The following is a 15,298-nucleotide window of genomic DNA, read 5'->3' on the forward strand; positions in this document are numbered from 1 at the left end:
CAATCACTATATTTACATTTACAAAACAAAACAATGCTGCTCTACCTTCGTTTACTTAAAGAAAGTTTTAGTTTCGCCATGAATGCCTTGCGTAACAATAAACTTCGTACTTTTTTGTCGTTACTCGGAGTAACCATTGGAATTTTTTCAATCATCGCAGTATTGGCAGCGGTGGATTCCTTAGACCAAAAAATTAAAGCCGACTTAGGCGATTTAGATAAAAATACCATCTATTTAATGCGTTTTTCCTTTGGTCCTTCCGAAATTCCGCGTTGGAAAAGAGAACAATTCCCGGATGTGACCTTTGAAGAATTTGACTACTTGAAAAAATCATTAAATGGGGTCGATAAAATGGCTTTTAATTTATTCGCAGGAAATGAGAATATAAAATTTGAAGAGCGTACGGTCAGTTCTGTTCGTGTGACGCCAACCACAGACGAATTTGATGCCATTGACGGTATCAAAATTGAATATGGCCGCTTTTTTAATGAATCTGAATCTAATTCCGGTACTGCCGTTGTCATCTTAGGGTATGAAGTAGCAAACGGATTGTTCGACTCTGCTGAACAAGCGATGGGAAAAAAAATCAGAATGTACGGGAAACGTTTTACGGTCATTGGAGTAACAGAAAAACAAGGTTTCTCTACTTTTGGCGACAGTCGTGATAATGCAGTTTTTATACCCATGAATTTCATCCGTAGGTTATATGGCGAAAACAACGAAAATATAACACCTGCCATCTTAATCAAACCTGAAAAAGGAATTGATATGGAAGCTTTCAAAGGCGAGATAACTCAAAAACTAAGAAACTACAGAGGGTTAAAATCTTCTGAAATAGACAACTTTTTCATTAATGTGCTTTCCGGATTTACAGACATGATTGATAATATCGTGGGGCAAATGAATGTTGTAGGTTGGATTATTTCAGGTTTTTCGCTTTTGGTTGGTGGTTTCGGAATTGCAAACATCATGTTCGTTTCCGTAAAAGAACGCACTAACCTGATTGGTATTCAAAAATCACTGGGAGCAAAAAACAGATTCATCTTATTTCAGTTTCTGTTCGAAGCCGTAATCTTATCCGTAATCGGAGGAATCATTGGGCTAGTAATGGTGTGGTTAATTGCAATGATCATGACAAGCGTACTCGATTTCGAGTTTATTTTGAGTTTTGGAAACATGATGTTAGGGGCTGGTTTAGCCGGAATCATCGGTTTGATAGCAGGAATTATTCCGGCGATTTCAGCTTCTAAATTAGATCCGGTGGAGGCGATTAGGAGTGGGATGTAAGGAATTAGTAAAAGAAAAATATATTCATAAAAAAAATCCCGAGCAATCGGGATTTTCATTTATCTTACATCTTCATTTAAAATTAAATCTAAATAGAGATTCACTTTGTCTTTCAGCTCTTTTCGGTGCGAAATAAAGTCTAAAAATCCGTGTTCTAAAACAAATTCAGCCGTTTGAAACCCTTCCGGCAAATCTTTTCCAGTCGTATCTTTAACAACACGTGGCCCCGCAAAACCAATTAAAGCTCCGGGCTCGGCTATATTTACATCACCTAACATGGCATACGAGGCAGTAGTTCCACCCGTAGTTGGATCAGTACACAATGATATATAAGGAATTTTTGCTTCAGCTAACTGAGCTAACTTAGCAGAGGTTTTAGCTAACTGCATCAATGAATAAGCCGCTTCCATCATACGGGCTCCACCTGATTTCGAGATCATCATAAATGGAGCTTTGTTCTTGATAGAGTAGTCTATTCCTCGGGCAATCTTCTCTCCAACGACAGCTCCCATAGAACCGCCTATAAAAGCAAAGTCCATACAACAAACCACTAAATCCTTTCCTTTCGATTTTCCAACGGCTGTTCTAACGGCATCTTTCAACCCCGTTTTCTCATAAGCATCTTTCAACCGGTCAGAATACTTCTTAGTGTCCACAAAATGAAGCGGGTCTTTAGAGGTCATCTTCGCGTCTAACTCCTTAAACTCATTATCGTCAAATAAGATTTCAAAGTATTCCTTACTGCCAATTCGTACATGAAAATCATCATCAGGACTTACCCATAAGTTTTTAGCCAGTTCATCCTGGTCTATTATTTTTCCAGTCGGCGATTTGTACCAAAGTCCTTTTGGCACATCTTTTTTGTCTTCCGTTGCGGTTTGAATTCCTTTTTCTGTTCTTTTAAACCAAGCCATATAGTATATTTTAAAGGATAATTGACGAATTAGTAATAAACAGTATCAATTGTAAACAATCGATGGTTTGTTATAATGTATTCACATTATTTAAATCAGCAAAGGCTTGTTCTAATCGCTTGTTAAACGTTAGTTCACCTTCACGCACCCATTTTCTTGGGTCATAATGTTTTTTATTAGGTGAATCAGCACCATCCGGGCTACCGATTTGCGTACGTAAATAATCTATTTTGTTCACCATATAATCACGAATTCCTTCCGTAAAAGCGAATTGTAAGTCAGTATCAATATTCATTTTAATTACACCATAGGAAATAGCCTCTCTGATTTCTTCTAACGTTGACCCTGAACCTCCGTGAAACACAAAATCAATCGGATTATGTCCGGTATTAAATTTATGTTGAACATAGTCTTGTGAGTTTTTAAGAATAACCGGAGTTAATTTTACATTACCCGGTTTATAAACGCCGTGAACGTTACCAAAAGCAGCAGCAATCGTAAATCGAGGACTGATTTTCATCAACTCTTCATAAGCATAGCTAACTTCTGTCGGTTGTGTATATAATTTTGAACTGTCAACATCTGAGTTGTCTACACCATCTTCTTCACCACCGGTAACACCCAACTCAATCTCTAAAGTCATGCCCATTTTACTCATTCTGGCTAAATAGCCTTTACAAATATGGATATTTTCTTCTAATGACTCTTCAGATAAATCAATCATGTGCGAAGAGAACAATGGTTTTCCGGTTTCAGCAAAATGCTTTTCAGAAGCATCTAACAAACCGTCAATCCAAGGAAGTAACTTCTTAGCACAATGATCCGTATGTAAAATAACAGTAGCTCCATAAGCTGCTGCCAGTGTGTGAATGTGTTTTGCTCCGGCAATAGCACCTAAAATAGCAGCACGTTCTCCTTCATTGGTAAGTCCTTTTCCGGCATTATAAGCAGCACCTCCATTCGAAAACTGAATGATAACGGGTGCATTTAATTTAGCAGCTGTTTCTAAAACACCATTCACTGTGCTCGACCCAATTACATTAACTGCCGGTAAGGCAAATCCTTTTTCTTTAGCATAGCTAAATATTTCCTGTACTTGGTCTCCGGTAGCAATGCCCGGCTTTATGTTGTGTGCCATGTTGAATTTGTATTAGTTAAGACGACAAAAATAATAATTAAAAAAGGTTTAGTGAAATTATTAACTACAAAATCATTTCCTTTCCGTCGTGTTTTCTAAGTATTTATAAACGATATCGTTTTAGAATGGATAATTAATACCAATATTGAAAACAGAATTACTGAAATTATATTCCTGAAACCAACGGTCACCAATTTCATTCGCCGGATTGTAAGTTTTAAATCCAATATCAAAACGGGCTACCACAAAACCGAAATCATACCGAATCCCAAATCCGGAACCAACAGCAATATCTTCTAATGAATTCAATCCCGTGAACTTTGCTGCTTCAATATCAATATTGTCTAAAAAGTTCCAAATGTTCCCAACGTCAACAAATAGAGCTCCTCTAACTTGTCCGAAAATTTTAAATCGGTATTCGGTATTAAAGGCAATTTTTAAGTTGGCATCATTAAAGTCATTTTGTGCATTACTGCTACCCGGACCTAAGCTATAAGGTTGCCAAGCCCTATTGTCATTAGAACCTCCGGCAAAATAACTTCGTGAAAACGGAATGTTATCGGAATTACCATAAGGAATGGCTACACCAATAAAAGCTCTGGTGGCAATTACACTGTTTTTTCTAAACTCAAAATGTTTAATATATTCAAATTCTGTTTTGATGTATTGTGAATATTCAACATCAAATATTGTTTTATTTCCATTTGGTCCCGTCGGTTGATTGGAAGCTCCTGAAAACAACGACAGAAAGTTACCGGCACTTTCTATTTTGGTTCGAAATACCGAAAAATTATTGTCTAATATCCCTTTTTTTGTTGAGGTTGAATAACTGAAATTACTCGATAGAATAAAATTGTTTTCCGTTAAACGGCTTTTACGGTCTTCAATATTTTTAATTTCATTATAATCTTCTTCAGTAGGGAAAACAGATGGGTTTTCACCTAAAACATCATTTAAGAAACCATCCGTCCCTGATTCTATAATTAAATCACCTGTCTCGTTATCATAGTATTCAGTATTAACATCATAGTTTTTTGAAATAGAGTTTAATGCATCATAAGAAGATTGATAAACATTAAAATAATTACTCACATTAATATTTTTCACATACTGAATGGAAAATAAATCAAAATTAATGGAGTTATTTCTTTTTGGAGTCCATTTATAAGTAAAAGAACTGGTTAAGTTTTCTTTGTCTAATCCAATGTTTTTTTGTTTAGCATAACCACCCGAGATTTGCGTCGAAGGAAGCATGTTTTTTGGAATAATATTATCGGTGTTAAGCGGAAATAATATCCTCGGAAAACTAAGTTTTGCATCTAAACCTATTTCAGAAATATTAAAAAACTGGTTATTTGGATTGGCGTTGTCTCTGGAAGAACCAATGTTTCCTCTAAACGAAATATCAAAAGTCTCTGCACCATTAAAAACATTCCTGATTCCTGCCGATAGATTTCCCGTAATTCCAAAATCCTGAATGTCAGAATGCGTTAAATCAACAGAGGGAAGGAAAGAATATTTCTTCCTTGGACTCAGGTAGATGTTGGCGATTAACGTGTTTGAAAGACTGTCTTTTTCATTAACCTGATAAAGAATCGAAGGATAATTAAATATCTTAAAATTCGCTAAGGAACGGGATGATAAATTATTTCTGAAATCACTGTATGTGGAACCTTTCGTAATAAAAATAGCATCTGTTATCGCTTTAGGTTTGTATTTAAATTTATCAGAACTGTAAATATTAAAATTGTTATAGGTAATTGTATCTGTTATTTTTGAACTGTTTTTTAAGTTTGGATTGTCCGTATAAATGTTTACTTCACTGATTTTGAATATTTCAAAAGGTTTTGAAACCAATGTATCCCCTGAACGATAAGAATAATTGCCAATCAGTAAATTGATATTGGCTTTATCTCCGGTTGAAATGGTATCCACTTCATAACTGATATAATTCTGTTGAAAATTATACACACCATTGTTTCTGAAATAAGCCGTCAATCGATTACGCTCCTCTTCAAACTTACCGGAATTGTAAATTTCACCTTTTTTAACGGAAGATCTATTTTCGGTTAATAAATAGAGTGAATCGAGTACAGGTGAATCTATTTTCCTGGTTATACTATCAATAATATAGGGGTTTCCTAAAGTAACGGTATACGTAGATTTCACTTTTTTTAACCCAACAGAATCTGTTTTTTCGGTTGCCGTAACCTTAAAATAGCCTTCATTAAAATAATATGATTTTAATTTATACAGTGATTTTTTAGTTCTAAGCTCGTCAATTAAAACAGGGGCTTCACCATTACTTTTTAAAAATTTATGAATCCCACTATAAAAAAAAGATTCTCCTAAACGATATACTTGTTTTTCAGACAATAACCTTGAAGTTCTTTGAAATCGAAGGGTGTCCTTTATGAATTTTTCAGTAAAAAGAGAATCCGGATTCGGACTTGCCAAATTATAGACATATAGACTAAATGGTAATTTTAAAAACTGTGTGTTTGGCTTTTGACCGATTAAATTTATAACCTCTTCCTTTTTAACGGTTTTACCATCTACAATAAGTTCAGTGTGTACTAATAGATTTTCACCCTTTGGGACTCTTTTTGTAGAATCACAAGCGTATAATAATACTACAATTAAAATTATAAATGATATTTTTGCAGAAATCCTTTTCAATGGGGAAATAATTTTAATCCAAAAGTACATTTTTTTATGCTTAGTAAAAATCAAATTAAACGAATTACTAGTTTACAGCAAAAAAAGTATAGAAATGAGTACCAACTTTTTATTGCCGAGGGCATAAAAGTTATTCAAGAATTGTTCCAATCGCACTATATTGTCGAGCATTTTTATACAACAAATCCTGATTTGTCTATTTCAGAGGCCCCTATTCCTGAAATTATAGCCGAATCTGATTTGAAAAAAATCAGTTGTTTGAAAACGCCTAATGATTGCTTAGCGGTTTTTAGAATACCAAAACCTAAACCGATTAATCTAAATGGATTAGTTGTTTGTTTGGATGATGTTCGCGACCCCGGTAATTTAGGAACTATTATTCGTTTGTGTGATTGGTTTGGTGTGGAACAACTTGTTTGCTCTCCGGAAACCGCGGATGTTTATAATCCGAAAGTTATTCAGTCAACCATGGGTTCGATAAGTCGAGTAAATTTGGTTTATACTGATTTAAATAAATTCTTAGAAAACAGCATTTTACCTGTTTTTGGTGCCTTTATGGAAGGTGAAAACGTACATGAATCAGCTCTTCCTGAAAAGGCAATTTTAGTTTTAGGAAATGAAGCTAATGGAATTAGTAAATCGTTAGAAAGTAAAATTTCTTCAAAAATAAGTATTCCACGTTTTGGTCAATTACAAAAAACGGAAAGTTTAAATGTGGCAACGGCCTCAGCCATTTTGTTAAGTGAATTCAGAAGAAATTTTAGTGAAAAGTAAAATTGATAAATATTCCTCTTGTTTTCATAGATTCTACAGAAGATGTCCATGGGCTGTTTGGATCGTTGTCGCGAATTAGTTCATCGTTCAAACTGAAAACCCCTCTGATAGAGGGTGAAAATTTAAAATATTCCAAATAAAGGTCTATTCCCAGGCCAACTTCATAAAAGTTTGTCCATTGTATCATTCTAAAACGGTTGTTTGAATTATCATCCGTAGATTTCGAATTACTGGATAAGTTCAAAGCAGTTGAAAAGCCACCTACTAAATAAGGTCTGACATTACCTGTTCTAACGGAAGAAAATTTTAATAACAAAGGGAAAAAGATATAGGTTGATTTCACTTGCCGTAAATAATCCACTTTCTCTTCAAATCCGGGGAAAGTTAAGTCTCTTTGTGTATAATATAAACCAGGCTCAAAGCGTAAGTTTAAAAATTCATATAAACATAAATCCCCAACTAAACCCACATTAAATCCAATAGAATTATTTGCTAAAATTTCTTCTGATGGAGTATTCTGATCAATTTTGAAATCTAACGAGTTAAAACCCAAAAAATAACCCCAATGGATGCGTTGTTTGTCGAAATTTTCTAAATGAATAATGGGGTCTTTACCAAAAGTTCCTTTAAATTGAGCCTTAGTTTGATAACCTGCTATTATGATGATAAGAATAATAAATTTTCTCATTTTACTTTTTAGATGCTGAATAAATTGTTGCCACTCCAAATGTTTGCGGAAGTGCTACTACGTCTATAAACCCAATTTTTCTCAAAATATTGTTTAAGGCTTCTCCGTATGGAAAAACGGAAGCCGACTCTGATAAGTAGGCATAGGCAGAATTGTCTTTTGAGAAAAGCTTACCGATTTGTGGTAAAATATTTTTAGAATAGAATTTATATCCTTGTTTATAAGGAAATTTTTCCGGTACAGAAGTTTCTAAGATTACAAATACTCCATTTGGTTTTAATACCCTTAAGATCTCTAAAAGCCCTTTTTCTAAAGTTTCAAAATTCCGAACTCCAAATGCAACTGTAATCGCATCAAAAGTGTTGTCATCAAAAGGCATCTTTTCAGAATCACCTAAAATCATTTCTATTTTATTTGATAAGTTTTTTTGATCAATCTTTTTACGGCCCACATCAAGCATTCCTGCAGAAATATCTAACCCTACAATCTTGGTTGCATTTGTTTCCGACATTAATAGGGCTAAGTCACCGGTTCCAGTAGCAATGTCTAAAATTGTATCCGGATTTGTAGATTTTACCATGGCTAGAACTTTTTTACGCCATTTTATATCTGTTCCAAACGATATAACTCTGTTCAAACCATCATAATTTCCGGAAATGGCATCAAACATTTGTGCTACTTGTTCTTTTTTGCCTAAGTTGGAATTTTTATAGGGTGTGACAGTTTTAGACATACTCAAAATTTTAGGCAAATATAAACTATTCTCTAAGTATAACAATAATGATTAAATTTAAATTGTTTAATCATTTTCAATTTTAGTTAGACAATATATCACTAAATTTAGTGATATGTAAAAAATCACTAAAAGTGGGTATTGTGTATGTATTTGTTATTGTGCAATTTTACATCATGAATCAAATGTTAAACACGATGTTATCAAGAGTTATGAAAGCTGAACTAAAATGGATACTACTGGCACTAGTTATCACATTTCTTCTTGTTAGTATTATAAACAATTTCGCTTTAACGAGCGGAGTTGAAGTTGGGATGCCGCAAACGTTCTTAGGGTTTAATTTATTTTTGGAAATTTTAGTTTTTTTCGCTTTTAGTACCTTTGTGGTATTTGGTATTAAAGGCTTCTTTGAGATGTATTCTCAAAGGTTTGCCAATGTCGTGATCTTCATTTCTGGAGTTTTCTTGGCAGTGGTAATTTTTATATTAAGTTATCAGATATTGCTACTAGAATAAGCTGATTCTATAACATGAAAACATTGATTCTAAACATCCCGATTTATCGGGATGTTTTTTTTATTTTCTAATGTAAGTCTGATAAGTAAAATCGATGGAATGTTTTTCATCTTTCGGATGATATTCTTTTTGAATTAATTCCCAGCCGGCTGGGGAGATTTCTGGGAAATAAGTATCAGCATCAAAAGATTGATGCACACGGGTAAGTTCAATTTTATCTGTAAATTGAAGTGCTTGTTTATAAATTTCGCCTCCACCAATGATAAATACATCCTGACTTTTCGGAATAAGTTCTAAAGCTTTTTCAATACTATTAACAACTAAAGTTCCTTCGGGATGATATTCTTTTTGCCGGGTTATTATAATATGAGTACGATTCGGTAAAGGTTTTGGAAAACTTTCAAACGTTTTTCTTCCCATGACTATATAATGTCCGGAAGTAAGTTGTTTAAAGCGTTTGAAATCATCCGGAAGGTGCCACATTAAATCGTTGTCTTTGCCCAAAGCATTGTTTTCTCCCGCAGCAGCAATCATTATAATCATATAGAAGTATTATTTCAAGTGCTCAATTCGTCTTCTGCCTTTTGTACTAATTGTTTGATTCGTTGTTCTTGTTTTGCAACCAATCGATTAATTTGTTCTCTTTCCCATTCTTTATTCATAAATCGGTCCGTAATATAAACTTTAATAAAATGAAGAATAAACAAGAAAAACCAAATAGTGACTGCCCATAAATACCAACCCTCAAAAGGTTGGATATCAAATAATTTCTCAATTATCAAGAAAAATAAACTTCCAATAAGGAATAAAACAAAATGAAAATACAATCTCTTTTTTTGTTTCAATCTTCTACGGGCATATTCATATTTTTCGTGTAGTTCTTTATCCATTTCCATAAAATTGTTGTTTTTCGGTTTTTAAAGGTACTATTTTTTAAAAAATAAAAAAAAGATATTTACATATAATGAAATACGAAACCGTTTTCCTGTTTAGAAAGTGTAAACTAAAGTGTTATAAATTAATAATATAATTTTTTTTTGTTATTGTTTTTGTTAATGTGATAAAAATATACTTAACTATTTGATATTCAATATTGTCTTTGTTACTTTGTACCATAATTCTAAAAATTAGATAGTTATGGCAATTAAGAAACAATTTATAAAATCGAAACCAGTTTGTAAAGTAACATTTTCGATAGAAGCTACTGAAGCTACTACTGCTGCAGTAATTGGTGATTTCAACAACTGGAATCCGGCAGAAGGAGAATTAAGCAAATTGAAAAACGGTACTTTCAAAGCTACATTTGAATTACCTGCTTCAAATTCGTATGAATTCCGTTATTTAGTTGATGGTCAATTCATCAATGATACAGACGCTGATGATTACAAATGGAACGAGTTTGCTGCAGCTGAAAACAGTGTGGTAACAGTTTAATCTTCGATTTTAGTTAGAATTGAATCCGCTTATTTTTTAATAGGCGGATTTTTTAGTCCAATTTGAATGTAATAGGAATACTAAAAGGAATTTTCACCTGAACTCCTTTAATAGTGCCGGGTATAAATTTTGGAATCTTTTTTAGAATTCTTTCTGCTTCATCCTCCAAAAGTTGATCAGGTCCTCGCAAGTTATCAATTATAATCATTCCATCTTTGTCAATATACAATTGACATTCAACTGTTCCTTCAATTCCTTTTCTAATCGCTTTGCTAGGATATTTAAAATTTTTGACAATATGGCTTGAAAAATATTTATTGATGCAATTCTCAATATTAATAGAATTTGTGCAATCCTCGGGATAGGGTCTCGTGATAAATTTAAATTCTGACATATATTTCAACTCAATTAATAAATAATCGGTTGCAATAAATAGTTTATTGTTTTGATTTTTTAAAAATACAAATTCATAACGCTTAACTTTTAACGAATCATCAATCGAGTCATTTTTTGCTAATGGTTTTAAATCTAGTAGAAATTTTTTTATTTTTTCTTTTAGTTCATTATTTGTAAAATCAATATCAATATCTTCTCTAATTTTTTTGTTTTTTTGATATACAAATGCAATTGTAAGGACAGACATATTATCTTTAAAACTTGCAATTATATCATTTTCAATTGATGGTGTAATTAAATTTAAAATTTCCCGATTTAAAATTTCTTTTTCACAATTATAAAATTCCTTCTCAACTGTGCAATTATCGTAAAAAGGAAAAAATTCCTGGTGCTTACTATCCTGTCCAAAGACTGATATCGAAAGCAAAATAAAGTAATAAATATATTTCATAATTTTTTAAACAGCTACAATTCCTTTAATATGTGGATGCGGATCATAACCAACTAACGTAAAATCTTCAAAAGTAAAATCAAAAATATTTTTAATTTCCGGATTTAAAATCATTTTTGGTAAGGGTTTTGGCTCGCGTGAAAGTTGCAATTCTACTTGTTCAAAATGGTTGTTGTAGATGTGAGCATCACCAAAAGTGTGAATAAATTCTCCCGGTTGTAAATCGCAAACTTGAGCAACCATTAATGTAAACAATGCATACGAAGCAATGTTAAAGGGTACGCCTAAAAATATATCGGCACTTCGCTGGTACAATTGGCAACTTAATTTTCCATCCGCTACATAAAATTGGAAAAACGCGTGACACGGTGGAAGTGCTGCTTTGCCATTGGCAACGTTTTCTGCAAATGACTTGGAAGTATCCGGCAAAACGGATGGGTTCCATGCGGAAACTAACATTCTTCTGCTGTTCGGATTTTTCTTTAATGTTTCGATTAATTCTGTTATTTGGTCGATTTCGTCACCGTTCCAGTTCCGCCATTGGTACCCGTAAACCGGACCTAAATCGCCATTTTCATCGGCCCATTCATCCCAAATTTTCACACCGTTTTCTTTTAAGTAGTCAATATTTGTATCGCCTTTTAAAAACCATAAAAGTTCATAAATAATTGATTTTAAATGTAGTTTTTTTGTAGTAACCATTGGGAAACCTTCACTTAAATCAAAACGCATTTGATAACCGAAAACACTTTTAGTTCCTGTGCCTGTGCGGTCGCCTTTTTGGGTCCCGTTTTCTAAAACATGTTTAACTAAATCGTGGTATTGTTTCATTTAATTGTAAAAATATAAAAGTTATCCAATAATCATTCCTGCAATTGTTGCTGATAGTAAAGAAGCAATACTTCCGCCAATGACTGCTTTTAAACCAAATTCCGAAAGTGTTTTACGTTGTCCGGGAGCTAAGGATCCAATACCTCCAATTTGAATACCGATGGATGCAAAATTAGCAAATCCGCATAACATATAGGTAGCCATAATAACCGATTTGTCATAAGTTAGATGTACAGCATTTGCGGCATTTTTTAATTCGGCTAATTGAATATAACCTACAAATTCTGAAGCGGCTAGTTTTATTCCAAGTAGTTGTCCCATTAACATCACATCTTCTTTAGCTACACCAATTAACCACATTAATGGAGCAAATACAATTCCTAAAATGGTTTCTAGGGAAAATTTAGAATAGGGAGTTTTTGCTGCAATAAAGTCATTCAGACCACTCCAATCACCAATCCATCCCAGTGTAAAATTAATCATCGCGATAAATGCTATAAAAACCAGTAACATTGCAGCGACATTTGCGGCCAATTTTAGGCCTTCGGTAGTTCCGGTTGCAATAGCATCTAAAATATTGGAACCTATTTTATCTTCGGAAACTTCTACATTGGTATTTATTGATTCTGTTTGAGGAAATAATATCTTTGAAACAACAATTGCTCCCGGAGCAGCCATAACAGAAGCGGCTAACAAATGTTTGGCAAACATCAATCGCAATTCAGGATCATTTCCTCCTAGAAAACCAATGTAAGCCGCTAAAACACCACCGGCAACTGTGGCCATGCCGCCAACCATGACTAAAAGAATTTCACTTTTATTCATTTTTTCTAAATAGGCTTTAATCATTAACGGAGCTTCGGTTTGACCCAAAAAGATGTTTCCCGCCACAGATAAACTTTCTGCTCCAGAAACATGTAAAAGCTTAGATAATAACATTGCTAAACCTTTAACCACAATTTGTATTACACCTAAATAAAACAACAATGAAGTAAGGGCAGAAAAGAAAATGATAGTAGGCAAAACTTGGAACAAGAAAATAAATCCAAAATTGTCTACATTCATCATGCCTCCCAATAAAAATTCACTTCCTGCACGGGTGAAATCTAAAACTTTTACAAATAATCCGCCTACAAATTCAAAAAGTGATTTAACAAAGCCTATTTTCAGCACTCCAATTGCCAAAACTAATTGAGCAAAAATTCCAATTCCAACTGTTTTCCAATTAATTGCTTTTTTGTTAGCACTAAATACATAAGCTAATGCTAAAAGTGAAATCATACCTAAAATTCCTTTCCAAATACTGGTCACGGACAACCCTTGGCTGGCAATTAATTTGACTTCTTTAGGGGTGGTCTTAATTTTATTAGAGGCAAAAAACGAGTAGGCTTTGTCTTTTGATTTTAAAGTTAAAAGCGAATCAGATTTTGTTTCAATAGTAAATCTTTTTGTTGGAGCATCCGAACCATTTTCAAACAAAAAAAGGTAATTATCTTGAACAAGATAGTCCCCTTTTTGTGTAATGCTATCAGAACTGATTTTCAATTCATATCCTCCTTCTTTCAATTCTAAAAAATCTGTTTTGGAGGAACTTAGTTGCCATTTTTTTTCAAGTTCTTGTCCTGTTAAACCTAAAGTAGAAAGCAAGATTATAGAAAGGAAAATTAAATTTTTATACATTTTCATTTAATTATAAAGATTGGATTATTTTTATTGGTTCGAATTATTATGATTCTTTTTTGGAAATTTCATCTCTTATTTTTGCTGCTTTTTCATAATCTTCATTTTGAACAGCTTCATTTAAGAGTTCATATAATTCTTGTACGTTTTTACCACTGTAACTATCTTTTACAGTTGATTCTTCTAAGCCAAAAGTTTCAGGATTGCTTAAAATACCTTCATTTTCTCCACTTGAATTGTCGGGTCCCATGGCGTTCCCTTTTAGGTAAATACCAGCCTTGTCTAAGATGTTTTTGTAAGTGAAAATTGGGGCATTAAACCGCAAGGCTAAAGCAATAGCATCGGATGTTCTGGCATCAATGATTTCTTCAATTTTATCGCGTTCGCAAATAATACTAGAGTAGAAAACACCATCAACTAATTTGTGAATAATAACTTGTTTGACTACAATATCAAATCGGTCAGCAAAGTTTTTAAACAAATCATGCGTAAGTGGACGAGGAGGTTTTATTTCTTTTTCTAAGGCAATTGCAATCGATTGAGCTTCAAATGCTCCGATAACGATGGGTAATTTTCGCTCACCATCTACCTCATTTAAAATCAAGGCATAGGCACCGTTTTGGGTTTGACTATAGGAAATTCCTTTTATGGTTAGTTTAACAAGACTCATATAATATCAGTACAACGTAGTAATTACAAAGTACATAGGCTAAATTAATAATAAAAAATGGGCTATCTAAACAAAGATACAACTATCTCAATTTAGATAGCCCAATGAGGGCACAATTTATAAAAAATTATGAATTTTGAGCTTTAAATTCTTTTAATTTTTGAGTCAATTTAGGAACAATTTCGAATGCATCTCCAACGACACCATAATCAGCCACTTTAAAGAATGGTGCCTCAGGGTCAGAATTGATAACTACTTTTACTTTAGACGAGTTGATTCCGGCTATATGTTGAATAGCTCCGGAAATACCAATCGCAATATATAAATTAGTGGCAACGGGTTTTCCGGTTTGTCCAACGTGTTCGCTATGAGGTCTCCATCCTAAATCGGATACCGGTTTTGAACAAGCAGTTGCAGCTCCTAGAACAGTTGCTAAATCTTCTACTAACGCCCAGTTTTCAGGGCCTTTTAGTCCACGACCACCCGAAACTACAACTTCAGCATCAGCAATGGTTACTTTTCCGGTTACTTTTTCAACGCTCTCCACTTTGACATTGAAATCGGAGTCATTTAAAGTTGGCGAGAAATCTTCTGATGCTAAAGATGAATTTGTTTCAACCAATCCATAGGAGTTTTTGGCTAAACCTAATACTTTAATATCGGTAGTAATTTCAGTGATGTTGAAAGCTTTGTTTGAAAAAGCGTTTCTTTTTACTTGAAAAGGAGCGGTGCTCAAAGGTAAACCAACCACATTTGAAGTATATCCGGCTTCTAAACCTACAGCAACTAATGGTGCAAGGTAAATACTGTCGGTAGTTGATGAAAGTACAATTACTTTTGCACCTTCTTTTTGGGCAGCTTGTTTGATGGTGTCTGCATAAGCTTTTGCGTTAAAAGCGGCCAATTTGTCGTTGGTGACTTTTAATACTTTATCAACTCCGTAATTTGATAATTCTGAAATATCAGAAGCGTTTATTGTTACGGCAGTTACTGTTGTTCCTAATGATTCCGCTACTTTTTTAGCATAAGAAGCTAATTCAAAAGCTACTTTTTTAAATTTTCCTTCAGCTGATTCTGCATATATTAATAATGACATAATTTTTTAGTT

The 15,298-nt window shown here is 33.5% G+C and carries 15 protein-coding genes; 3 read left to right on the plus strand and 12 right to left on the minus strand.

What is annotated here, in order from left to right:
• Window positions 1-33 precede the first annotated feature (33 nt).
• A complete protein-coding gene (locus tag ACIQ2Z_RS02640) occupies window positions 34-1,287 on the plus strand; it encodes an ABC transporter permease (protein WP_396182618.1) in 1,254 nt (417 codons plus the stop codon).
• A gap of 59 nt (window positions 1,288-1,346) precedes the next feature.
• Here the strand turns inward: ACIQ2Z_RS02640 and accD are convergent, their stop codons facing one another.
• The 3 genes from accD to ACIQ2Z_RS02655 form a co-directional block, all read right to left on the minus strand.
• Entirely contained in the window at window positions 1,347-2,201 is an 855-nt protein-coding gene (gene accD, locus ACIQ2Z_RS02645) for an acetyl-CoA carboxylase, carboxyltransferase subunit beta (protein ID WP_396182619.1), read from the minus strand.
• A 70-nt stretch (window positions 2,202-2,271) separates the two neighbouring features.
• Entirely contained in the window at window positions 2,272-3,339 is a 1,068-nt protein-coding gene (gene fbaA, locus ACIQ2Z_RS02650; protein WP_396182620.1) for a class II fructose-bisphosphate aldolase, read from the minus strand.
• 120 nt (window positions 3,340-3,459) lie between these two features.
• Complete coding sequence (locus ACIQ2Z_RS02655) at window positions 3,460-6,018, minus strand: BamA/TamA family outer membrane protein (protein WP_396182621.1); 2,559 nt, start codon at window positions 6,016-6,018, stop codon at window positions 3,460-3,462.
• Between the two features lie 36 nt (window positions 6,019-6,054).
• Here ACIQ2Z_RS02655 and ACIQ2Z_RS02660 point away from each other — a divergent pair, with 36 nt between their 5' ends.
• Window positions 6,055-6,792: a TrmH family RNA methyltransferase gene (locus ACIQ2Z_RS02660; protein WP_396182622.1), complete on the plus strand. Its 738-nt coding sequence runs from the start codon at window positions 6,055-6,057 to the stop codon at window positions 6,790-6,792.
• Here ACIQ2Z_RS02660 and ACIQ2Z_RS02665 read toward each other — a convergent pair.
• The 4 genes from ACIQ2Z_RS02665 to ACIQ2Z_RS02680 form a co-directional block, all read right to left on the minus strand.
• Complete coding sequence (locus ACIQ2Z_RS02665) at window positions 6,779-7,480, minus strand: porin family protein (RefSeq protein WP_396182623.1); 702 nt, start codon at window positions 7,478-7,480, stop codon at window positions 6,779-6,781. The genes ACIQ2Z_RS02660 and ACIQ2Z_RS02665 overlap by 14 nt on opposite strands.
• Window position 7,481: 1 nt before the next feature.
• Complete coding sequence (gene ubiE / locus ACIQ2Z_RS02670; RefSeq protein WP_396182624.1) at window positions 7,482-8,213, minus strand: bifunctional demethylmenaquinone methyltransferase/2-methoxy-6-polyprenyl-1,4-benzoquinol methylase UbiE; 732 nt, start codon at window positions 8,211-8,213, stop codon at window positions 7,482-7,484.
• A gap of 575 nt (window positions 8,214-8,788) precedes the next feature.
• A complete protein-coding gene (locus ACIQ2Z_RS02675) occupies window positions 8,789-9,271 on the minus strand; it encodes a dihydrofolate reductase (RefSeq protein WP_396182625.1) in 483 nt (160 codons plus the stop codon).
• 14 nt (window positions 9,272-9,285) lie between these two features.
• A complete protein-coding gene (locus tag ACIQ2Z_RS02680; RefSeq protein ID WP_396182660.1) occupies window positions 9,286-9,618 on the minus strand; it encodes a 2TM domain-containing protein in 333 nt (110 codons plus the stop codon).
• A 247-nt stretch (window positions 9,619-9,865) separates the two neighbouring features.
• On the opposite strand from ACIQ2Z_RS02680, the gene ACIQ2Z_RS02685 reads away from it, so the two are divergent.
• Window positions 9,866-10,162: an isoamylase early set domain-containing protein gene (locus ACIQ2Z_RS02685; RefSeq protein WP_396182626.1), complete on the plus strand. Its 297-nt coding sequence runs from the start codon at window positions 9,866-9,868 to the stop codon at window positions 10,160-10,162.
• Window positions 10,163-10,214: 52 nt separating this feature from the next.
• Here the strand turns inward: ACIQ2Z_RS02685 and ACIQ2Z_RS02690 are convergent, their stop codons facing one another.
• From ACIQ2Z_RS02690 to ACIQ2Z_RS02710, 5 genes are all read right to left on the minus strand, one after another.
• Entirely contained in the window at window positions 10,215-11,009 is a 795-nt protein-coding gene (locus ACIQ2Z_RS02690) for an energy transducer TonB (RefSeq protein ID WP_396182627.1), read from the minus strand.
• Window positions 11,010-11,015: 6 nt separating this feature from the next.
• Entirely contained in the window at window positions 11,016-11,840 is an 825-nt protein-coding gene (locus tag ACIQ2Z_RS02695) for a thymidylate synthase (RefSeq protein WP_396182628.1), read from the minus strand.
• 21 nt (window positions 11,841-11,861) lie between these two features.
• Window positions 11,862-13,520 (minus strand): NupC/NupG family nucleoside CNT transporter, encoded by a 1,659-nt coding sequence (locus ACIQ2Z_RS02700; protein ID WP_396182629.1) that lies wholly within the window; start codon window positions 13,518-13,520, stop codon window positions 11,862-11,864.
• Between the two features lie 46 nt (window positions 13,521-13,566).
• The gene (locus ACIQ2Z_RS02705; RefSeq protein WP_396182630.1) at window positions 13,567-14,190 is read right to left on the minus strand and encodes a bifunctional nuclease domain-containing protein; all 624 of its coding nucleotides are present in this window, start codon (window positions 14,188-14,190) and stop codon (window positions 13,567-13,569) included.
• 127 nt (window positions 14,191-14,317) lie between these two features.
• Window positions 14,318-15,286, minus strand: a complete 969-nt coding sequence (locus tag ACIQ2Z_RS02710) for an electron transfer flavoprotein subunit alpha/FixB family protein (RefSeq protein ID WP_396182631.1) — start codon at window positions 15,284-15,286, stop codon at window positions 14,318-14,320.
• Window positions 15,287-15,298: the final 12 nt, after the last annotated feature.

Source organism: Flavobacterium sp. (assembly GCF_044361015.1).
Classification (GTDB): domain Bacteria; phylum Bacteroidota; class Bacteroidia; order Flavobacteriales; family Flavobacteriaceae; genus Flavobacterium.